Source organism: Calditrichia bacterium, assembly GCA_020634975.1.
In the GTDB taxonomy this organism is placed as follows: domain Bacteria; phylum Calditrichota; class Calditrichia; order RBG-13-44-9; family J075; genus JACKAQ01.
This window is the reverse complement of sequence record JACKAQ010000002.1, coordinates 81031-103265: the sequence shown is the minus strand read 5'-3', so window position 1 is coordinate 103265 and position 22235 is coordinate 81031. Positions and strand designations below refer to the sequence as shown.

Below are 22235 nucleotides of genomic sequence, written 5' to 3'. Positions count from 1 at the left end.
CGCCTCCGGGCGTTCCCGCTTTTTTGGAAAATTATGGATAATGGCTGTGTTGCTGTTACCCGTTTCGCTGATCGCGGAGGAATTTTGGGCTTCGACGCCTTCCGAAATTTCCGCGGCGCTGCAGCAAGTTCAGCCCGGCGATACGATCACGATGACCAACGGCATCTGGACAAACGCAGAAATCCTGTTCAAAGCCAATGGAACGGAAGGCGATTCCATTTTGCTGCGGGCAGAAACGCCCGGTCGCGTGTTGCTCAACGGATCGTCCAGATTGCGCATTGCCGGGAGTTACCTGATTGTATCCGGATTGTATTTCAAAGGCGGCAGCCGTCCCTCCGGTTCGGTCATTGAATTTCGGGAAAACAGCGGAAATCTCGCCAACCACTCGCGATTGACCAACACGGTCATCGTCGATTACAACCCATCGAACATCAACACAGATTACAAATGGGTGTCGCTGTATGGCGTAAACAACCGCGTCGATCACTGCTATTTCCGCAACAAAACCCACTCCGGCACAACGCTGGTGGTCTGGTTGTCGAATACGCCGAATTATCACCGGATCGATCACAACTATTTTGCCTTCCGTCCGGAACTCGGTTTCAACGGCGGCGAGACCATTCGCATCGGCACCAGCGACTGGTCGATGTATGATTCCTACACGACCGTTGAATACAATTATTTTGAGGAATGCAACGGCGAAACCGAAATCATTTCCAACAAATCCGGTCACAACACCTTCCGTTACAACACTTTTTACAATTGCGACGGGATTCTCACGCTGCGCCACGGCAATTTTGCAGAGGTTTACGGCAACTTCTTTTTCGGTGCGAACAACACCGGCGCGGGCGGCGTGCGCATCATCGGTGAGGACCACAAAGTTTACAACAACTATTTCCAGGATTTATACGGCAGCGGTTATCACAGCCCGCTTGTTTTTATGAATGGCGTGCCGAATTCACCGCTGAACCGCTATTTTCAGGTGAAACGTGCGTTGGTGATGTTCAATACTTTTGTGAATTGCCGCAACACGATTTTGGTCGGCGCGGGAAAAGATAGCGAGTTATCGCTACCACCGCTCGACTGCATGATTGCCAATAACGTGATTTACACGACCAACAGCGGACAGATTATCGATTACGAGGACACGCCGGTCAACATGCAATACGAGGGTAACGTGATGTTCGGCTCGCCGCTGGGCATCGATGCCAATCCCGGCATAACCGCTGTCGATCCGCAATTGGTACTTGCCATTGATTCGCTGTGGCGACCGGAAAATACCAGTCCGCTGATTGATGCGGCGGTTGGCAATTACCCGGACGTTACAAACGACGTGGACGGTCAACCACGCGATGCAGCCAAAGACATCGGCGCGGATGAATTTTCCGCAGAGCCGATCCTCATTCGCCCGGTTTCCGGTGAAAACACCGGTGCGGATTGGTATCCGCTCTCGATTTCCGTGAAACAGGTTGCGCCGGGAGCCAACGCGCTTTCGGATGCGGTGCAACTGTCTTTGCCCGGCGATATTCTCGAACTCCTGCCCGGCGAATTTCCCAACGACGGCAACATCGCGGTATCCGTTGCGCTGACCATCCGCGCGGCGGACAGCACCGATCGTCCGGTGATCCGCAACACGGCAGCGGGTGCAACGTCGCGCACCATTTTTGAAATTATCGATGGCGGCAAACTTTATCTGAGCGATCTGGAACTGGACGGCATGTCCGGCAGCGCAACGCCGGCAACGCATCTCATCCGAACAACTGATGCGCCGATGAACCGCAATTACATTTTGAAAGCCGAAAATTGCCTGTTCCGCGATGTCAACGACGGCAGCGACGGCAGCTTTTTTTACGCCTATCCCGGCACGTTCGCGGATTCGATTGTGTTCAGCAACTGCCTGTTTTCCGATGCCGCCGGTATCGGCATCAGCCTCAAAGACGAAGCCATCGGCAGCAGCGAATTCAATGTGGACTGGCTGGAATTCAGCAACTGCACGTTCTGGAATATCGCGAAACAGGCAATTTTTGTGTATGGCGGCGATCAGGTGCCATTCACACCGCAACCGCGATTGCGCATCGATCACGTCACGTTTGACAATTGCGGCAGCGACGGAACGGGCATCGTTTACGCGAAAGATTGCGATGCCGCGCAAATCAAGAACAGCATTTTCAGCAACAGTCCGGCGGACAGCGCAGCCGTGATTATCGAAGGGCTGGTTGCCACAATTAGCTATTGCGATACGTTCAACGTTGGTCCGGTAATTGCCAATCGCAGCGCGGGCATCGGTACCGGAATGGTCGGGATCGATCCGCAATACGCCGATCCGTCGAACGGCAATTTTATGCTCCCGAACGGCACGCCGCTCGCCGGTTTGGCCAGCGATGGCAAAACACTCGGCGACCTGCGCTGGGCGTCGCAAACTGTGGGCATCGGGGATGATCCGGGCATCGAACCGGCAACCGGTTTTGCGTTATTCCAGAATTACCCGAATCCCTTCAACCCGGAAACGACCATCGGTTACGCGATCGAAAAACCCGGGCAGGTTTCTCTGAAAATTTATGCGATCGACGGATCGCAGGTTGCCACAATCGTCGATCAATTTCACGCACCGGGCAGCTATTCCGTACGCTGGAACGCTGTGAATTTTGCCTCCGGCGTGTATGTGTATCAATTGAAATTTCGCGGAAAAATTCTATCACGTAAGCTGTTGTTATTAAAATAATTGTATAATGCAATTGATAATCCGGAAAATTTAACAAAGGATGCCACAGAGGCACGGAGTTCACTGAGAACTTATTAGCTGTAATTGGTCATTAACTTTCATGAACATGAGATTCCTGCCTTCGCAGGAATGACAAAGGAAAGACAATCTGTCACTCCTGCGAATGCATGAGATTCCTATTCGAAAAGTTAAAATTATACCTATTCATACAGTAAAATCCTCTGCGTGCTCTGTGCCTCTGCGGCAACAATTTTTACGAATTTAACCGCCAACGAGAGAACAATGAAACGCCTGTTTTTTACGATAATCATCGCGGTTGTGGGGACGCTGCAGGCGCAAACCTGGCAATCGGAAATCGTGTATTTTGGCAACGACGGCAAACTGGTTTACGTCGCTGATTCGCTGGGCAACCGCATCCCGGATTTCAGTTACGCGGGATACAAAAACAGCAACGAGCCGCTGCCAAATGTGCCGACCGTGATGAGCATCTCCCCCATTTCCGGCGACAACACAGCTCATGTGCAAGCAGCTATCGATGCCGTTTCGGCGATGCCGCAGGATACCAATGGTTTTCGCGGTGCGCTGCTGCTGACGGCGGGCATTTACCAGATTCGCTTCAATTTGCGGATCAACGCGGATGGCGTGGTGCTGCGCGGCGTCGGTGACGGCGACGATCCGGCGAGCAACACCATTCTCCACGCGACCGGCAACATTCCCGGCAAACGCGATGTGATCATCGCCGGTGGCGCGTCCTCAACGCTTTGGCGCGATTCGGTTTCCGCAACCACTCGCAACATCACCACAGACACCGTTTTTGTCGGCGATCGCGTTTTTGAAGTGAGCGACGCTTCGCCATACGCCGTTGGAGACAACATCGTGATTGTTCACCCCTGCACCGAAGCGTGGCTGGCAGCCATCGATTACGGCGGCACGCATTCCGGCGAGCCGGGATCGGAACCGGAGGATATTCCCTGGGAAGTGGACAGCCAACCTATTGTTTTTAATCGATATATTACCGCAATTAACGGCAACAAAATTACCATCGATGCCCCGGTATTCAACACGTTGATCCGGGCGCTATCGCAATCATATATTTACAAATACAGCCGCAATTTGCTCAAAACCAACATCGGGATCGAAGATTTGCGGATCGATATCGAAACCGCCGGCGGCACCGATGAAAATCATGCGTGGAGCGGCATTTATCTGCACACCGTCGAAGATGCCTGGGTTCGCGACTGCACAATTTTGCATTTCGGGCATTCCGGCGTTTACACAAATACCGCAACGCGTGTCACGGTTTACAACTGCCGGGCGATCGATCCGGTGTCGCTCATCGACGGCGAGCGACGCTATAATTTTAACGCATACAGCGCATCGCAATTGATTCTTTTCCAAAATTGCCACGCCAGTTTTGGGCGGCACAGCTATGTATCAAATGGCAACAGTCGCGCATCGGGCATTGTGTTTTTGGATTGCACATCGGAAGGCGCATACGCCGGCAGCGAAGGGCATCGCCGCTGGAGCCAGGGTTTGCTTTACGACAATCACCGGGAACTGGACGGACCGAGATCGGGCTACAATCCCCGGCGTATCGGGTTGTATAATCGCGGCTATTTTGGCACCAGCCACGGCTGGTCTGCCGCGCATTCGATCACCTGGAATTGCGATGTGAACGGTGCGGAAATCCACGTCCAGCAACCGCCAACCGCCCAAAATTACGCCATCGGCTGCGCCGGATACATCACCGGACAAAAGCCGCCGAACTCGTTTGCTGAGCCGGAAGGCTACATCGAAGGCAGCAATCAGCCGGGACTGAACCCGCGATCGCTGTTTGTTGCGCAACTTGCCGAACGCGGCGGCGTGCTCACCGGCATCGACGAAGATCAGGGGCAATCGAATCCGCTAATTCCAGAAGAAACAGAGCTTTATCAAAATTATCCGAATCCATTTAATCCTACTACAACGCTCAGTTTCCGGCTGCCAAAAACCGACGTCGTGCAATTGCAGGTGTTCGATGTAACCGGCAGGCTCGTCCAAACGCTGGTCGATGGCATCAAATCAACGGGATTGCACTCGGTAATTTGGGAAGCAGCGGACATGTCCAGCGGCATTTATTTTTATCGCCTGAACAGCACCGCAGCCAGCCAAACCCGTAAAATGATGTTGCTGAAATAAGGTCGAAAAATGATACTTCCCCCAAAAGATTTTTGCAAAAAATTGGTCCTGTTTGCGATCGTTTTGCTGCTGATTTCCTGCAGCCAGAACCGCGATTTGCAGTTGCCCAAATTATTTGGCGACCACATGGTTTTGCAACGGGACAAGCCGATCAAGATTTGGGGTTGGGCAAATCCGGGTGAAACCGTTTCCGTTGAATTTGCCGAACAGCAGCAAACCGCAACCACATCGCCGGACGGCGAATGGGCGGTGGAATTTCCGGCAACATCGAGCGGCGGGCCGTTTTCGCTGGACGTTTCGACCGCGCGGCAATCGCTCCGTTTTGAGGATATTCTCATCGGCGAGGTGTGGGTCTGCTCCGGTCAATCGAACATGAACATGCCGCTGGCGAGTTGGGGACGAATCGACAATTTTGAGCGGGAAATCCGCGAGGCAAATTACCCGGAAATCCGGCTGTTCACCGTCGAAAAAGCGATGGCGGCAATCCCGCAAAGCGATGTGCAAAGCGACGGCTGGTCACGCTGCTCACCGGAAACCATCGCAGAATTTTCCGCAGTCGCCTATTTTTTCGGACGGAATATTTTTCTCGAAACGAATGTTCCTGTTGGACTTATCCACTCCTCGTGGGGCGGCACAAATGTGGAAGCGTGGATGAGCGAATCCGCACTTTCGGATGTTGCAAATTTGCGCGATGCCATCGCCGATGCAAAAAAAAGCACGGTGCAGTCGGATGAGAAAATCCTGCAAACCTACAAAAACGATCTCAAAAATTGGTACGAAAATACTCTCGAAAAAGATGCCGGATTCCAGAATGACACCGCATTTGCACAGCCCGAATTCGACGATTCCGGCTGGAAATCCATGAAATTGCCCACTTTGTGGGATCGCGTGGGTTACGAATCATTCGACGGGGTGATCTGGTTTCGCAAAACCATCACGATTCCTGAGTTGCCCGAAAACGGCGACGACTGGGTGCTCAATCTCGATACCATCGACGATTTTGACATCACTTTCGTGAACGGCAAAAAAGCCGGCGAACACCTGAAACGCAATCACCCGACGCGATACAGCGTTCCGGCAAACTGGCTGCACAGCGGCGAAAATACCATTGCCGTCCGGGTGCTGGATGTCGGCAGTCGCGGCGGTATTTGGGGTGCGGCGGATCAGCTGTATCTCGCTTCTCCGGCGATTGACACGATTCCGCTGGCGGGTGACTGGCGTTTTGAAATTGCGTTGGATAATAGCGAATCCCCGGCGCCGAAACGCCCCTATTTGCACAAACGTCCCACCGTTTTATTCAACGCGATGGTTTCACCGTTGACAAAATTCCCGGTTCGGGGGGTGATCTGGTATCAGGGCGAAAGTAATATTTCACAGGCATTTAGCTATCGCGAATTGTTCCGCAGGTGCATCACCGACTGGCGCGAAAAATGGGACGAACCGACGTTGCCATTCTATTTTGTGCAGATCGCCAATTTTTACCAACCCGATCCGCAACCCTTTGAAAGCAAGTGGGCAGAACTGCGCGAGGCGCAGCAAATGGCGCTCGATTTGCCGAACACCGGCATGGCGGTGACCATCGACATCGGCAATCCGGACGACATTCATCCAAAAAATAAACAGGAAGTCGGGCGACGGCTCGCGCTCATCGCGCTCAACAAAAATTATCAACAATCCGTACCATATTCCGGCCCCTTGTATCGCGGAAATTCCGTTGAAAACGGGGCGATTTTTATCGAATTTGATTTCGCAGACGGGCTGCGCGCCAACGGCGATTCGCTCACCGGTTTTGCCATTTCCGGTAGCGACAAAAATTTCAAAGGTGCGAAAGCGGCAATCGCCGACAATCGCGTAAAAGTATGGCACCCGGCAATCGCCGAACCCGTTGCGGTGCGCTATGGCTGGGCATCTGATCCCGACTGCAATTTAATAAATAACAGCAACTTACCTGCATCGCCATTCCGCACCGATGATTGGGATGGCATCACCAAAAAACAAAACTGACAGGTTGACACCGTGAACATTTTCAAATCAATGTGGATCATTTTGGCGCTGTGCGCTGCGATGTTGATGTCGTGCGGCGAAACGCAATCGCAACAACAATGGACGCCGGAAATTCTCTCCGATACGCAAGTATATCTGCCCGATTTTTCATTCGCCGGATATCACTGGGGTGAAAAATCGCTGCCGGATCACGCCGCAACCATCAATATTGCAGATTTTGGCGCGATTCCCGATGACGGACTGGACGATTCCGACGCCATCTTGAAAGCTGTGGCGGCGGCACACGAACAGCCGGGCGTGGCGGTAGTGAAATTTCCCGCCGGAAAATTCATTCTGTCGAAAATGCTGTATATCGACCGCAGCAATTTTGTGTTGCAGGGTTCCGGCAGCGGCAACAATGGCACCACCATTTACCTCCCCATTCCGATGAAAGACATGCCGCTGGCAGAGGGACTGGCGGAGCTGAACGAATATCTGGTGCGATACGACAAACGGGTGAAATCCGGCGAGCTGTTTTCGCCGTTTTCGTGGACGGGCGGCATCATTTGGACGCGCATGCCGGGCAAACGGATTTACCCGTATCTCGAAGAAAATGACCAACCGACGCCAATTATCACGCACATCGAGAACGGGAAACGCGGCGAACACAATTTCACTGCCGCATCAACTGAAACGCTGCAATCCGGTGATTTGGTGAAATTACTGTGGTTCAATCCGCTCGGCGAAACATCGTCGCTGCTGACGCATATGTATGGCGAAGGCGATTTCCGCATCGGCGAACGGCATTGGGAAAATCCCGAACGCGAACTGATTCAGCAACTCGTGACCATCACCGAAATCGATGGCAACACCATTCGCATCAAAGAACCGCTGCTGCACGATGTTCGCGCGGAATGGAATTGCGCCATCGCACCGGCGGAGGTGCAAACGGAAATCGGCATCGAGCACCTGCGCATCGAATTCCCCGAAACCGAATACGGCGGGCACCATCTCGAACACGGTTATAACGCTATTTATTTGACCAGCACCGCTCATTCGTGGATTCGCGACGTGCATTTTGTAAACACGGACAACGCCATTTTGAGCGACGATTGCGCCAACGTAACCATCACCGACATCAAATTCAGCGGACGGCGCACCCACTACACCACGCATGTCGGCAAAGTGAACCATTTTTTGGTCAAAAACATGACCGTTGATTGCCCGACAGAGCATTCCATTTCGTTCAACACCTTCTCAAAAGGCAGCGTTTACACAGATGTGGACATCCTGCAAACGCCCTCTCTCGACCAGCATTGCGGCACCAATCACCAGAATTTGTTCGACAACATCCGCATTTCCGCAAACGAAAATCCGCTCGATTTATTTATGCACGGCGGCGCCGGATATTGGAAACCGACCCACGGAAAATTCAACACATTCTGGAATATTCAATTAACATTTGCGGACAACATCGCGCAGGATTCCGTGGTCATCAAACCGATAAAGGACGGACCATTTGCACGATTTGTTGGTTTCTCAGCCAACCGTCCGGTGAAGCTCGAATACGGTCCGAATACCTATTTTGAGGGCGTGAATCGCACCGGAATTGCGGTGCCGTCGCTGTATGAATTTCAACTTTCGAAACGGTTGCAGTCGGAATGATACAACGTCGCAAATATCTATATTTTTTGAAAATAGCTGCGCTGATTATTTCTTTCTGCGTTTCAACAGCAACGGCAGATTCGCCTATCGAAACTGTGCCGGCAAATCGGTTGCTCAGCGATGCGGAATTGCTGTCGCTGTTGCGAGCTGATGCGCCTGAATTGCAAACAATCCTCGAATTGCGCGATACGGGGAATACGGATTCGGCGATCGCAAAACTGCTCGAACATCTGCGAAACGCATCAACGAAACGCTATTTTTTTGATTGGCGCAATGTGGCAGCTCGGTTCGCGGATTACCAACGCCGCTATCCCGGCAATCGCAACGGGCACGCCAAACTTGCCGAATACCAGACGACCCATTTCGCGCCGGAAACGCACTGGCAACTGCCGTTCGTTGATTTGACCGGCGACTCGGTTTCGGCGTATGAATTGCGGCATCTCGCCCGCCAGCAAAAATCTGCCGATATGGCGCTGATGTTTTATTACGAGCAGCAAAATCCGGTTTATCCCGATTATTTTGTGCGGCAGATTGCCGATCTCAATCGCGCCTTTGCAGCCGGAAAATATGACGATGCCGGAAACGGCATTTACGAACGATTTCGCGCCGGAAAACGGGTGCAAAACTGGCTGTTTTGTCACCACATGTATTTGGGCAGCGAAATTTACGGCGACACGCAGCAATTGCAATTTCTGAAAACCATGCTGCACCACGCCGCACAATTGGCGCAGCGCACCGAAAATTTCAGTTACGGCAATCACCACACCCGCGGATTGGTGGCGCTGTTCGAAATTGCCGCGGTTTTCCCGGATTTTCGCGATGCGGCGCAGTGGCAGCAACAGGCAATTGCCGGATTGCTGGCGCATTTGAAAAAGGAAGTAAACGACGACGGGTTCCAATTTGAGCGGTCGGTGCACTATCACAACGGCGATATCGAAAATTATTTCCGAGTGTATCAGCTTGCCAAATTGAACGGGATTCAACTTCCGGATGAATATGTCACGCGATTCCGGAAAATGTTCGATGCGCTGGTAAACATCGCACAGCCGAATCGCCGTACGCCCGTGCTGCAGGATGACACCGATCGCCCGTATGCCGAAAACAACCCAATTGACGGTGTAATGGCCATCGGCACGCTGCTGTTTGACGATCCGGTTTACAAATATTTTGCCGGTGATGCGTTGCCGGATGCTATTTTCTGGCTGTTGCGGGAGCAGCAACTGGCACGATTTGATGCGATGAACAGTGCGTCGCCAACAGTTGGATCGGTCGATCTGCCGGAAACCGGCTATTTTGTAATGCGCAACGGCTGGCACGAAACCGGCGCACAGATGACCATCTCCGCCGGGATTTCCGCGAAAAAACCGGATCACCAACACGGTGAAGCGCTAAGCATCACTGCGTTTGCCAACGGGCACGAAATTTTGCCGAATTATCAGGTAAACTACAATATTCCGGGTTATCGCTACTGGAAAAATTCGTGGGTGAAAAATGTGGCGTTGGCGGACAGCATTCCGCTCGGGCGAGGCTGGCGGCAAAACAGCGGGAAATCCGGGTTCGGGAAATGGCGAATTTTACCAAAATCCACAGTTACCGCATGGCAAACCACAGCAGATTTTGATTATTTTGCCGGAACGCATGACGGATTCGATTCACTCGGCGTGGCATATTCGCGGGAAATTTTGTTCGTGAAAGACGGTTTCTGGATTGTGCGGGATCGTTTTTCGGGAAATGCGCCGCACGATTTTCAACAAATCTGGCAGGGCAAATATACCGTACAAAAAGATGGTGATTGGCTGCGATCCACATTTCCCGACGGCAGTGGACTGGACATCGTGCAATTGAATCCGGCGAATTACCGGATCGACTTCGGCGGTCGCGACGGCAAACAGCACGCAGTTTTTTCAATCAAAGAGACAACAGAAATAGCTTTTACAACGCTGCTATTCCCCTTTGCCAGCTATCGCGAATCGGTTTCAATGGCAGAATCGCCGGGAAAAATCGTGGCAAATGATTGGGAAATTCAAAAAAATCCGGGCAAGAATCTTCAAAAAGTTGATACATTTGAATCGGACGCAGCAATAGTTTTGCAAAAATCCGGCGATACGATCATTTTTTTAACGGTGCAACGGTTCAAAACTGCAGACAAAACAATGGCGTTTGAATCACCGGTTGACCTGATTTTGCGACGAACGCCGCAACAACAATGGGACCTTCGCATCATTTCCCGAATGGAAAACCAGGTGCAAATTTCCGGTAATTCGCAATCAACTGAGCTTCAGAAAACGCATGAGATTGTCCAGCTTAAGTCAAATGAAATCAAGCAATTAGTGTTTTGACATTTCATAATCCCGTGCGGGAGATTCCTGCGAATAGAGGATTCTCCAACTTTCAATCCGGTTTTTTTGAAGCTATAAAAGTAAGAATCAATTTTATTTTTTCGGAGGGTTTGGAATTGTTATCAAAAATTAATTTTCAGATGAACAAATCCGGGTTGACCAGATGGGTATTTCTGGCAATGTGGATCGGATGGCTTGCCAGTGCATCCGCACAACCGGTGGTTTTAAGTGCCGACGGTCCGGGCAATACTTACGAATTAATCGACAGCATTTTGGGCGGCACAGCCCACGAAGTGCCGGACTGCGGACACGGCGATTTCGGTCGGCACATCACCGAAGAATGGGACGATGTTTTGCAAACCAACGTATTTGTGTTCCACATTCACGCTACGCCGGATAACGATCGCTGCATCAATTTTGACCGGCAGCGCAACGAGATCAAAACTTATGATCCCTCGCCCGCAAATCTGGTCGGCACATTTGGCGAAACGCATATTTATCGCTGGAAATTCAAACTGGACAGCGCATTTCAGGCATCGCCGAATTTTACGCATGTCTTTCAAATCAAGCCCAAAGGCGGCAGCGACGATTCAATGCCGATCATCACCATCACGTTGCGATACGGCAATCCAGACCAAATGGAATTGCGTTTTGCACCATCCAACAGCGGTCAAACGACCGTTATCCGCACGGATTTGCCCGAACTGAAAGGGCAATGGCTGGCAGCCACCTGCCGCGTGCTGTATTCCGAAACCGGCAAGATTGAGTTGGAAGTTAAAAAGCAGGATGGCACAACTGCACTGTTTTACAGCAATTATCTGCTCGATATGTGGCGCGACGGCGCATCCTTCAACCGACCGAAATGGGGCATTTACCGCAGCCTGAATAGCCCCTCATATTTGCGGGATGAGCAGGTGCGATTCGAATCTTTCTCAATCGAAGAGCCAGAAAGCGGCGTTGCGCCCGAAACGCCTGCTGATTTTTCGGCAACGGTTGTTTCCATCACCCAAATTGACCTGAACTGGATGGATTTGTCTGACAACGAAACCAATTTCCTGATCCAGCGCTCCATGAACGGCACAGATTGGGTGAATGTTGCCACGGTGGACGCAAATGTGACGACCTATTCGGATGCCTTTTTGCCGCCGAATCTCACATTTTATTACCGCGTTCGTGCGGAAAATTGGGATGTAAATTCAACGTTTTCGAATATCGATACGGTTGTTTCGGGCGTGATAACGGGCATAAACGATCGATCCGATGCACTGCCGGATTCGCCGGAATTGCTGCAAAACTACCCCAATCCGTTCAATCCGCAAACGACGATCAAATACCAAATTGCAACCCCAGGAATGGTAACGTTGCGAATTTTTGATGCGAATGGCAGAGCGGTTCAAACATTGGTGAACGGACACAAGAATAGCGGCGAATATTCCGTTGTCTGGGATGCAGCAACGGTCGCCAGCGGTGTGTATTTTGCGCGACTGGAAACATCCGGCGTATCTAAACTGTTGAAAATGTTATTGTTAAAATAAAATTATTTTTCGGAGAAAAAATGTCTCGATTTGAAATTGTTCAAAAAATAATCGATGATGGCGCAGTCGCGGTGATCCGAATGAGCGATTCGCAGAAGCTGTTGCGAGTGGCGGAGGCATTGCTGGAAGGCGGTATTTCCGCGCTGGAAATTACGATGACTACGCCCAACGCGCTGAAAGTGATCGAAGAAGCATCGCGGGAATTGCCCGGCGAAGTGCTCATCGGTGTCGGCTCCGTGCTCGATTCGGAAACGGCACGACTGGCGATCAACGCGGGTGCAAAATATGTGGTCAGTCCCATTTTCAAAACGGAGATTGTCCAAACGGCGCATCGATACAATTTGCCGGTGATGCCGGGCTGTTTCACACCAACCGAAATTTTGACCGCCCACGAAGCCGGTGCAGATATCGTGAAGGTTTTCCCGGCAGATGTGGTCGGGATGCCCTTTTTCAAAGCGATCAAAGCACCGATGCCGCACCTGAGCCTGATGCCCACCGGCGGCGTTTCGCTGACCAACGCGGGTGACTGGCTGAAAGCCGGTGCATGTGCTGTTGGCGTCGGCGGAGCGTTGCTGGACAAACAGGCAATTGCAGACGGCAATTTTGCCAAATTAACCGAAAATGCCCGAATCCTCCGGCAAAGCATTCAAAGCGTCCGCTGAGGTATTTTATGTCTGCAATTTCATTAAAAACAATAGTTTTGATGGGCGTATCCGGCTGCGGAAAATCGACGATCGGCAAATTTATCGCCGGTCAAACGGGCATGATTTTCATCGAAGGCGACGACCATCACCCGGATGTGAATATCCAAAAGATGTCGCGTGGCGAACCGCTCACGGAGGCGGATCGCGGACCGTGGATCGAATCGCTGGCAGCCGCAATCAATGCGGAAATTTCGCCGGTTGTGGTCACCTGCTCTGCGCTGACCACCCGCATTCGCCGATTGCTAACCCTGCTGGTTCGCAGCGAAGTCTGGTTTGTTCATTTGCACGGCGATTTCGAGTTGATTCGCGAACGCATCGCCAATCGCGATACGCATTTCATGCCGGAAGCATTGCTGAAAAGCCAGTTTGAAACACTGGAGCCATCGCCCGGCATCCCGAAAATTGATGTTTCCCAATCGCCGGAGGAAATTTTCCGGCACATCAAACAGCAAATAAAATGGATTCAACTGTTGGAGAAGAAAAAATGAGCAAGAAAGTGGTTACTTTTGGCGAAATAATGTTGCGCCTATCGACACCGGGATTCACCCGATTTGTGCAGGCGCAGCAATTTGATGTTACTTACGGCGGCGGCGAAGCCAACGTTGCGGTGGCGCTGTCCAACTACGGTCTGGAAAGCTATTTTGTGTCGCGGTTGCCGAAACACGAAATCGGGCAGTCAGCGGTCAACCACCTGCGGCGCTTCGGCGTGAAGGAAGATTTTATCGTGCGAAAAGGTGATCGCGTGGGCATTTATTTTTGGAAACCGGTGCCAGCCAACGTCCGTCAAAGGTCGTTTACGATCGCGCACACGCCGCAGTAGCAGAAATTGAACCGGGCGAAGTTGATTGGAAACAGGTATTTAGCGGTGCAAGCTGGTTTCACTGGACGGGCATAACGCCGGCGCTGGGCGAGAAACCGCGTGCCGCAATTATCGAAGCCTGCAAAGCCGCAAAAGCCGCCGGCGTTACGGTGAGCTGCGATCTCAATTTTCGGCAGAAATTGTGGAGCGAAGCCGAAGCGCAGGCAACGATGCAACCGCTAATGGCGTATGTGGATGTCTGCATTGCCAACGAAGAGGACGCCGAAAAAAGCCTCGGGTTGAAAGCCGGACACACCGATGTTGACGCCGCAACGCTCGACGAAGCCGCTTATTTTCGCGTGGCGAAAGCGTTGAAAAAAACTTACAATTTCAAAACTGTCGCAATCACCCTGCGGGAGAGCTTTTCCGCCTCGCGCAATGGCTGGAGTGCCATGCTTTTGGATGACGGTGATTGCGCCGAACCGTATCGCTCGAAACGCTACGATATTCAAATTGTTGATCGCGTGGGCGGCGGTGATTCGTTCGCCAGCGGATTAATTTACGGATTGCTTACCAAATCGAGCAGCAAAGATGCGCTGGAATTTGCCGTTGCTGCATCCTGTCTGAAGCAAACAATTCCCGGCGATTTCAATCTGGTTTCTGTCAGTGAGGTTGAAAAACTGGCGGGTGGCAGCGGTTCCGGTCGGGTGGAACGTTAATTTTTGATTGTTGAAATAATTAATCAGGTGCCGGGCATTTCAATTTCGAAAATGTCCGGCACTTTTGTTAAATTATTGACCCAACATTATTTGCGGCGTTGTTTCAAAAACCATTCGTAGAGCGCGGGATTATCGTAGGTTTCCGTCCACGAATCGTGCCCGGCTTCCGGGTAAACGGTAAATTGCACATCTGCGCCATTCTTTTCAGTTCGTTCACCATTGCTTCGGAGCGATCGATGGGCACAACATTATCTTTCGCGCCGTGGAACACCCAAACCGGCAGATGTGAAAATGTGGGCACCGCCGCCGGATCTCCCCCGCCGCAAACTGGCGCAATCGCAGCAAACCGATGCGGATATTTTTCCGCCAACGCCCACGTGCCAAATCCGCCCATGCTTAATCCGGTCACATAAATCCGGTTTTCATCGATGTTGTAATTTTCCGTAATTTCATTGAGCAACGCATCGAGCACATCGGTTGACCACCACATTCCTTCCGGGCATTGCGGCGAAACCAGCACAAATGGAAATTCTTTTCCATTGGCAACCAGTTTTGGCGGGCCGTGAACTTTCACTTTTTCCAAATCATCCCCGCGTTCGCCGGCGCCGTGCAAAAACAGCATCAGCGGCCATTTATCTTTGCTCGTTTCATAATTTTGTGGCAAATACAACAGATATTCACCGGCAACGGTCATTTTTATTTCCCGTTGAAATGTTTGTGCCGTTTGTTCACCCGCAGCAACCGGCGGTTTGGACGCCGCACATTGCCAAAATAATAGACTGGCAAAAAAGCCGGTAAATAAAATCAGTTTTCGCAATTTTTTAACTCCTATTGTTTCTCAAAATTTACGGTGAAACCAAAAATGTCACCGGCAAACTTTTGTTATTCAATTGATCGACTGCAGAAACAGCAATCGTTTGTAAACTCCATTCTTGATAAACTTGGGTGCTGTCGGTTGATTGCTCTTTCGACAGAACAGATTGGGTCATCGGTAGCGTGATTTGGCGATCAAATCGTCCGAGAATTTGGGCAGACCAACCGCTTTCATATTGTGTCTGAACCACCCAGCGATAGATATTTTGCGAATCCGGATGCGACCATTTCACGAGAATGGAATCGCCGCTGATGCTGCAATTGATTTCCGGTGCAGCCGGAGCGTCATTGCTCAGCCAGGGAAAAGCGGGCGGCAACGCCGGACGTCGATACGGTCCGCTGCGCAAATTTCCGGCGATCGCGCTGCTGTCGTTCATCAACGCACGCATACTGAAATGAATGTGACCCGGATTTTCATGCTGGAAACCCCGCTCGATCATAATCTGGCTGATAATTTCCCGCGTATTTTCATCGTTGCCGTATCGGCTGGTAAACAATCCCGGCCAAATGTGCCGCGAATGCCGGTTTTCGCGCGACCACCAGCCGAGCAGCACCGGATAACTCTGGTCAATCTGGTTCACCGGCCAATACAATTGCGGTGACCAATAATCGATCCATCCTTCATTGAGCCACAATTTAGCGTCAGCGTAAAGCATGTTAAACTGATCGTATCCGCGAATGGACGGCGGATTGCCCGGTCGCCAGATGCCGAACGGGCTCAGCCCGAAACGCACCTGCGGTTTTTCGGATTTGATCGATTCGTACAGTGTTTTTATAAAACGATTGACGTGATCGCGACGCCAGTCTTTCCGGTTCAATTTTCCGCCACCGGCGAGATAGTTTTCCCAACTGTCGTTATCCGGAAATTCGCCGTTGTTGTAGGGATAAAAATAATCATCCATATGCACACCGTCGATATCGTATCGCCGGACGACATCCATTATCACATCCAGCGAATGCTGCTGGGTTTCCGCCACGGACGGATCGAGCCACCAATAGCCGTTTTGCAAATCTTTGGCCAATCCAGGCATTTTTTTGACAATCGAATGTTCGGAAATTGCGCCGCCGGAGGGATGGTGGGCGCGATACGGATTAAACCACGCATGCAATTCCAGTCCCCGTTTGTGGGCTTCGCGAACCCAAAATTCCAGCGGATCGTAAAATGGCACGGGCGGCACACCCTGATTGCCGGTCAGATAATACGACCACGGCTCCAGCGTGCTCAAATACAACGCATCGCATTGCGGGCGAACCTGAAAAATAACCGCGTTCATATTCAGCGATTTGACGCTGTCGAGAATGGCAATCGCTTCCTGCCGCTGTATTTCTGGCGAGAGTCCCGGTTCACAGGGCAATCGATATTCGCCACAGTTGCGACCCAAACCGCCCGGAATTCCCGGAAATTTGGGGAATATCAGACGGAATTTCAACCGTAGCGGGTTTGCGGGTTGCGCAGGTTGTCAAAAAAATAGTGAGAAAAACACAGGCTGAATTGCCGGATTTGCAGATTTCGCACGGGGCACCAAAATTGTTAATTGTGATTGGGAAACAGGTTCAGCAATTTCAAAAGAAAGACAACCGTTTGGCCGCGGATTTTCGCGGATAAACGCAGATTTAAAAAATATAATTTTCAACAATAGTTCATCATCCGTGAACATCCGTGTCACAGCGGCAAAACGTTTTGTGAATATCAATCGCGAAAAATCAGGTTACTTCGACCGCGGAGTCACCCAGAATTTTGCGGGCTTCCACCAAAAATCATCCGTTGGCAGCACTTTGAATCGCCGGGATTTCAGCAACAGCGCTTCGCCATTGCCGTTGGTGTAAACGTTAAAAAATAACGGAATTGAGCCGCGACTGTTTTGGATCAGGCGATAGAGATCGTCAATTTGATCTTCCGAAATATTGCTCGTGTCCACTTTCAGTTTTATCGAACCGGCCATCCGGTTGCGGGATTCGCTCATCGGGATTACCTCATCCACCAGCATTTTCAGGGTTTGGTCGCCGGCATCGTCCACTTTTCCGGTGACGAACACAATTTCACCGTCGCGGAGATATTCGGCATATTTTTCGTAAGTGCTGGAAAAAACAACACCTTCAAAGGAATTAAATTTATCTTCAAACGTCACAAAAGCCATAAAGCGACCTTTGCGATCCATGTGCCGTTTCAGAATGCTAATCATCGCGGGAAGTTTGACGACCGTTCCGGGGCGATAGGTTTCCGGTTTATCCCAATCGACGGTGGAAAATAATTTGATTTCGTTGGCATATTTGTCGATCGGGTGACCGCTGATGTAAAATCCGAGCAAATCCTTTTCCCGTTGCAACTTGTCTTTGAGCGGCCATTCCTCGATAGCGGGCATCGGCGGGTATTGCAGCAGCGATTCCGCCAACGTATCGCCGTTATCCGATGGCATATCGAACAGGCTGATTTGCGATTTGTTCTGCTCTTTTTCCTGACATTTTTGACCGAACGAGAGCGCCATTTCGATAACCGCAAATTTCTGGGCGCGATTGCCTTCCAGCGAATCGAATGCACCGGCCTGAACCAGCGCTTCGAACACCTTTTTGTTGCAGGCGCGCAAATCGAGTTCTTTGGCGAAATCGAAAATATTGGTGAATGATCCGACACGTTCGCGGGCATCGATAATCGTTTGGATGGCACCTTTCCCGACGCCTTTGATGGCGGTCAAACCGAAGCTGACTTTGCGATCTTCCGGCACATCGAACAGCGCGCCGGAATACTGGATATCCGGGCGAACCACTTCCAGCCCCATCCGTTTGCATTCGTCGATGAGCACTACCAATCGTTTGGAATCGTTAATTTCCGACGTGAGCGTTGCCGCCATAAATTCCGCCGGATAATGCCGTTTGAGATACGCCGTTTGATACGCCAGAATCGAATACGCCGCCGAGTGTGATTTGTTAAATCCGTAACTCGCGAACTTGAAAATTAACTGATAAATCTCTTTGGCGGTTTTTGCGTCGATATTCTTTTTGGCGCAGCCTTCGACAAATTCCACCTCCATTTTTGCCATCAAATCGAGCTTTTTCTTGCCCATTGCGCGACGTAAAATATCTGCTTTGCCGAGACTGAATCCCGCCAGATCGGACGCCACCCGCATCACCTGTTCCTGATAAACGATGATCCCGTTGGTTTCCTTCAAAATCGGTTCCAAAAGCGGGTGCAAATATTCCATTTTTTGGCGACCGAATTTCCGGTCAATGTAGGTATCGATATTTTCCATCGGACCCGGGCGATACAGCGCGTTCATCGCGATGAGGTCTTCGATGCGGTTGGGTTGCAGTTTGCGCAAATATTCCTGCATCCCTTTCGATTCAAACTGGAAAATGCCCACCGTGCTGCCGTCGCAGAAAATTTCATACGTCGCCGGATCGTCCAGCGGAATTTCGTCGATATCGATTTTGATACCGCGTTTTTGGACCATATCCACACATTTGCTGATCACCGTTAGCGTTCGCAAACCGAGGAAGTCCATCTTCAGCAGCCCGATTTCCTCGCAGCCGCCCATCGTAAATTGAGTAGTCGTAACCTTTTGTTTATTCGCATCTTCGGTTTGATACAGCGGCACAAAATTGGTGATGTCTTCCGGTGCGATGATAATGCCCGCAGCATGCACGGAGGAATGGCGGGAAAGCCCTTCCAGCACTTTTGCGTGGCGAATCAGCTCCTGAAATTTCGGATCGTTGGTTTGGGCAATTTCCTTCAGTTCGGGATTTCCTCGAAGGCTTTTTCCAGCTTCATCGGTTTGCCCTGAAACACCGGAATCAGTTTGGAAATGCGATCGGCGTCTTTCAAATCGATTTCCAGCGCCCGCGCCACATCGCGAATGACGCCTTTCGAGAGCATCGTTCCGAACGTGATAATTTGCGCCACGTTCTCTTCGCCATATTTTTGGCGAACGTAATCGATCACTTCTTCACGGCGTTCAAAGCAGAAATCGATGTCGATATCCGGCATCGAAATCCGTTCCGGATTGAGGAATCGTTCGAACAGCAAATCGTAGCGAATCGGGTCCACATTGGTGATGCCCAACGCATACGCGACCATGCTTCCGGCAGCGGAACCGCGTCCCAATCCTACCGGAATGCCCTGTTCGCGGGCGTGATTGATAAAATCCTGCACGATGAGAAAGTAACCGGCAAAACCGGTTTTTTCGATCACCGACAGTTCGTATTTCAGCCGTTCTTCGAGCGTGTTATCGATGTCGCCGTATTTTTTGGCAACACCTTTGAACGATAATTTTTTGAGAAAATCATCCAGCGAAAGGTCTTTGTCTTCTTCCGGCAGCGGGAAATTGGGCAATTTGTGAACGCCCATTTCGATCTCGACATCGATTTTTTCGGCGATTTCCAGCGTGCGTTCCAGCGCCTCCGCTTTTCCGGGAAACATTTTATACATTTCATCAACATTTTTGACATACAGCTCGGTGGTGCCGTAACGCAACCGTTTCGGATCGTTCACGGTTTTGCCGGAGCTGATGCACACCAGCACATCGTGCGAATCGTGATGCCCTTTGTTGAGATAATGGCAATCGTTGGTGGCGATCACCGGGACGTTCATTTCTTTGGCGAGGCTGTAGACTTTATCGTAAATCACTTCATCGGGAATGTTGTGATTCTGGATTTCCATATAATAATCATCACCGAAAATATCGCGGTATTCGTCCACGCATTTCATCGCGCCCTTTTTTGTCGCCGGCTTGCAGAAATGAGGAAATTTCCCCGCTCATGCAGGCGGATGTGACAATCAGCCCTTCGCTGTATTTGCGGAGCAGCTCTTTATCGATGCGTGGTTTGTAATAAAATCCTTCCAGATAGGCGTAGCTGGAAAGCTTCATCAGATTGCGGTAACCGGTGTTGTTTTTGGCGAGAATGAGCAGGTGATACGCCGTATTATTGCCGACACCGCGAATTTTCCGGTCGCGGCGATTGCCCGGCGCCATATACGCTTCCATCCCGATAATCGGTTTGATACCTGCACTTTTACACTGTTTGTAAAATTCCAGCGCCCCGAACATGTTCCCATGATCGGTAATTGCCAACGCCGGCATGTTATATTCCACTGCTTTTGCGACCAGCTTTTTGACGCTGTTCGCGCCGTCCAGCAGGCTGAATTCCGTGTGATTATGCAGGTGAACGTAATCCAAAAATACAGCTCCTTTTTTACAAATTTTCCGGTTGTCTGTTTTACTTCGCCGATAAATTTAGGCGTCTGACCCCGAAAATGCAAATTGGAATAAATTCGAAAATGACGCTTTCGTCAGAAATCAAAATCGCAATCCGCGATGATTTTCTTTTGAGTAAATTGAGTTTTGAATTATCAGCTTGCGTGACTAACTTTTAAAAGCCTTTGAAAAAATAACCCGAACCAGATTTGATACATTTTAAATCGCAATGTTTTTCAGCGATTTCCGACGTGTAACCTCAAAAACGACAAAAGAGGAGCCAAAATGCGAAAAAACGGCATCATTCCAATGTTGTTATTCTGTTTTACTCATGTGATGCTGGGGCAGGAAACGATCAGAATTGATTTACAGATCAACACGAATTATGAACAAAGAACGTCCATCTCCTTAATTGAGTTTGGAGAAGAAAATAGGGCTGCTACAGAAATAGGCATGGCACCTGGCGGTATTCAAGTGACAAAAACAGATTGTCCGACAATGAGTATGCTTTGCAATTCGGAAGCGCAACGGATCAACGCCAAACATATACCATCAAAGTTGATTCATCAATTGTCGTCTGGATTGAACGGCAAACCGCTTCCGGTCCGGTAAGCTTGCCCTACACAGTCATATTCGATCACTATACCACTCGTGATGGCACTATCGAAAAAAATTTTAAGATGGAATCCGCATTACCGTGCAGAAGGTGTCTTTAAATATGGTTCCTGTGAAAGTCTTATTGGCATCACAGAAAGGAATGGAGACGGCGTTTTTGACATTTACGATTACAGCCGCGGAACAAACATACAAATCGATATTGACAATGACGGTCGGTCGAATTTATGGAAAAGGTGAATGGATAGATAAAAACCAAATTATTGAATATTGCGGTAAACATTTCGTGATCGATTCTATTGCCGTGGATGGCTCGTTCATCACACTATCAGAATCAAATCTTCCGATCCTGAAAACGGGCGACAAAGTTCCCCAATTTGTTGAGCAAACCATTGACGGAGCAACCATTTCTGCAGAATCATTGCTCGGCACAAATTACCTGATTGATTTCTGGGCATCGTGGTGTGTTGTGTGTATCCAAAAATTTCCCGAGGTTCAGCAGCTTGACAAGGAATTGAAAGACGAACTGAAAATCATCGCAGTTAATGTAGATACGAAGTCATATATCCCCAAAGCCATGAAAACGATTGAAAAATATGAACTTACCTGGCCGCATATTATGAACGGGAAAGGAAAACAAGATCCACTTTGGCGTGTTTTTGGAAGCAATACGGATTTCCGTTTCTCAATCCCGCTTTATGTTTTGGTGGACAAAAACGGCAAAATTGCGTATATCGGTCACGGCGGAGATGAACTGGCTGAATTGACAACTGCAATAAATTCTTTATCAACCAAATTTTCTAATAAAAGCGCAGATTAGCCCGCTATTTTCAGCATATACAGGAACTTAAGAAAATGGGTGTTTTGGTCATCCCTGTGACCAGAACAGATATTTTAACCGGTGGTTCTGTCCG

The 22235-nt window shown here is 50.2% G+C and carries 14 protein-coding genes and 2 pseudogenes; 11 read left to right on the top strand and 5 right to left on the bottom strand.

The window, feature by feature from the left end:
- Positions 1-40 precede the first annotated feature (40 nt).
- The 9 genes and pseudogenes from H6629_14635 to H6629_14595 all read left to right on the top strand — a co-directional run bounded on the left by H6629_14635 (position 41) and on the right by H6629_14595 (position 14644).
- On the top strand, positions 41-2722 hold the full coding sequence (locus H6629_14635) for a DUF4957 domain-containing protein (GenBank protein MCB9069031.1): 2682 nt from the start codon (positions 41-43) through the stop codon (positions 2720-2722).
- Between the two features lie 282 nt (positions 2723-3004).
- A complete protein-coding gene (locus tag H6629_14630; GenBank protein ID MCB9069030.1) occupies positions 3005-4900 on the top strand; it encodes a T9SS type A sorting domain-containing protein in 1896 nt (631 codons plus the stop codon).
- A gap of 9 nt (positions 4901-4909) precedes the next feature.
- Positions 4910-6904, top strand: coding sequence for a 9-O-acetylesterase (locus H6629_14625; GenBank protein ID MCB9069029.1), 1995 nt, complete (start codon positions 4910-4912; stop codon positions 6902-6904).
- Positions 6905-6916: 12 nt separating this feature from the next.
- Positions 6917-8548 carry a hypothetical protein gene (locus H6629_14620; GenBank protein ID MCB9069028.1) on the top strand — a complete coding sequence of 544 codons (1632 nt, stop codon included), beginning with the start codon at positions 6917-6919 and terminating at the stop codon, positions 8546-8548.
- Positions 8545-10887: a heparinase II/III family protein gene (locus H6629_14615; protein MCB9069027.1), complete on the top strand. Its 2343-nt coding sequence runs from the start codon at positions 8545-8547 to the stop codon at positions 10885-10887. The genes H6629_14620 and H6629_14615 overlap by 4 nt, the downstream gene beginning before the upstream one ends.
- Positions 10888-11003: 116 nt before the next feature.
- Positions 11004-12422 carry a T9SS type A sorting domain-containing protein gene (locus H6629_14610; GenBank protein MCB9069026.1) on the top strand — a complete coding sequence of 473 codons (1419 nt, stop codon included), beginning with the start codon at positions 11004-11006 and terminating at the stop codon, positions 12420-12422.
- Between the two features lie 20 nt (positions 12423-12442).
- The gene (eda, locus tag H6629_14605) at positions 12443-13084 is read left to right on the top strand and encodes a bifunctional 4-hydroxy-2-oxoglutarate aldolase/2-dehydro-3-deoxy-phosphogluconate aldolase (GenBank protein MCB9069025.1); all 642 of its coding nucleotides are present in this window, start codon (positions 12443-12445) and stop codon (positions 13082-13084) included.
- 8 nt (positions 13085-13092) lie between these two features.
- The gene (locus tag H6629_14600; GenBank protein MCB9069024.1) at positions 13093-13614 is read left to right on the top strand and encodes a gluconokinase; all 522 of its coding nucleotides are present in this window, start codon (positions 13093-13095) and stop codon (positions 13612-13614) included.
- A pseudogene (locus tag H6629_14595) lies at positions 13611-14644 on the top strand (sugar kinase). The gene H6629_14600 and the pseudogene H6629_14595 overlap by 4 nt, the downstream one beginning before the upstream one ends.
- Before the next feature lie 86 nt (positions 14645-14730).
- Here the strand turns inward: H6629_14595 and H6629_14590 are convergent.
- The 5 genes and pseudogenes from H6629_14590 to H6629_14570 all read right to left on the bottom strand — a co-directional run bounded on the left by H6629_14590 (position 14731) and on the right by H6629_14570 (position 20688).
- Positions 14731-15338, bottom strand: a pseudogene (locus H6629_14590) (prolyl oligopeptidase family serine peptidase).
- 151 nt (positions 15339-15489) lie between these two features.
- Positions 15490-16947 carry a family 10 glycosylhydrolase gene (locus tag H6629_14585; GenBank protein ID MCB9069023.1) on the bottom strand — a complete coding sequence of 486 codons (1458 nt, stop codon included), beginning with the start codon at positions 16945-16947 and terminating at the stop codon, positions 15490-15492.
- Positions 16948-17226: 279 nt separating this feature from the next.
- Positions 17227-19188, bottom strand: coding sequence for a DNA polymerase III subunit alpha (dnaE, locus tag H6629_14580; protein ID MCB9069022.1), 1962 nt, complete (start codon positions 19186-19188; stop codon positions 17227-17229).
- Between the two features lie 56 nt (positions 19189-19244).
- A complete protein-coding gene (locus tag H6629_14575) occupies positions 19245-20219 on the bottom strand; it encodes a hypothetical protein (GenBank protein ID MCB9069021.1) in 975 nt (324 codons plus the stop codon).
- Entirely contained in the window at positions 20182-20688 is a 507-nt protein-coding gene (locus H6629_14570; protein MCB9069020.1) for a PHP domain-containing protein, read from the bottom strand. The genes H6629_14575 and H6629_14570 overlap by 38 nt, the downstream gene beginning before the upstream one ends.
- Before the next feature lie 303 nt (positions 20689-20991).
- On the opposite strand from H6629_14570, the gene H6629_14565 reads away from it, so the two are divergent.
- Positions 20992-21318 carry a hypothetical protein gene (locus H6629_14565; protein MCB9069019.1) on the top strand — a complete coding sequence of 109 codons (327 nt, stop codon included), beginning with the start codon at positions 20992-20994 and terminating at the stop codon, positions 21316-21318.
- 85 nt (positions 21319-21403) lie between these two features.
- Positions 21404-22141 carry a TlpA family protein disulfide reductase gene (locus tag H6629_14560; GenBank protein MCB9069018.1) on the top strand — a complete coding sequence of 246 codons (738 nt, stop codon included), beginning with the start codon at positions 21404-21406 and terminating at the stop codon, positions 22139-22141.
- Positions 22142-22235 lie beyond the last annotated feature (94 nt).

Bases quoted from the DNA above. Each gene is read 5' to 3' on its own strand.
- H6629_14635 (MCB9069031.1), top strand. From the start codon at position 41: ATGGCTGTGTTGCTGTTACCCGTTTCGCTGATCGCGGAGGAATTTTGG.
- H6629_14630 (MCB9069030.1), top strand. From the start codon at position 3,005: ATGAAACGCCTGTTTTTTACGATAATCATCGCGGTTGTGGGGACGCTG.
- H6629_14625 (MCB9069029.1), top strand. From the start codon at position 4,910: ATGATACTTCCCCCAAAAGATTTTTGCAAAAAATTGGTCCTGTTTGCG.
- H6629_14615 (MCB9069027.1), top strand. From the start codon at position 8,545: ATGATACAACGTCGCAAATATCTATATTTTTTGAAAATAGCTGCGCTG.
- eda (MCB9069025.1), top strand. From the start codon at position 12,443: ATGTCTCGATTTGAAATTGTTCAAAAAATAATCGATGATGGCGCAGTC.
- H6629_14600 (MCB9069024.1), top strand. From the start codon at position 13,093: ATGTCTGCAATTTCATTAAAAACAATAGTTTTGATGGGCGTATCCGGC.
- H6629_14575 (MCB9069021.1), bottom strand. From the start codon at position 20,219: ATGAAATGCGTGGACGAATACCGCGATATTTTCGGTGATGATTATTAT.
- H6629_14565 (MCB9069019.1), top strand. From the start codon at position 20,992: ATGCGAAAAAACGGCATCATTCCAATGTTGTTATTCTGTTTTACTCAT.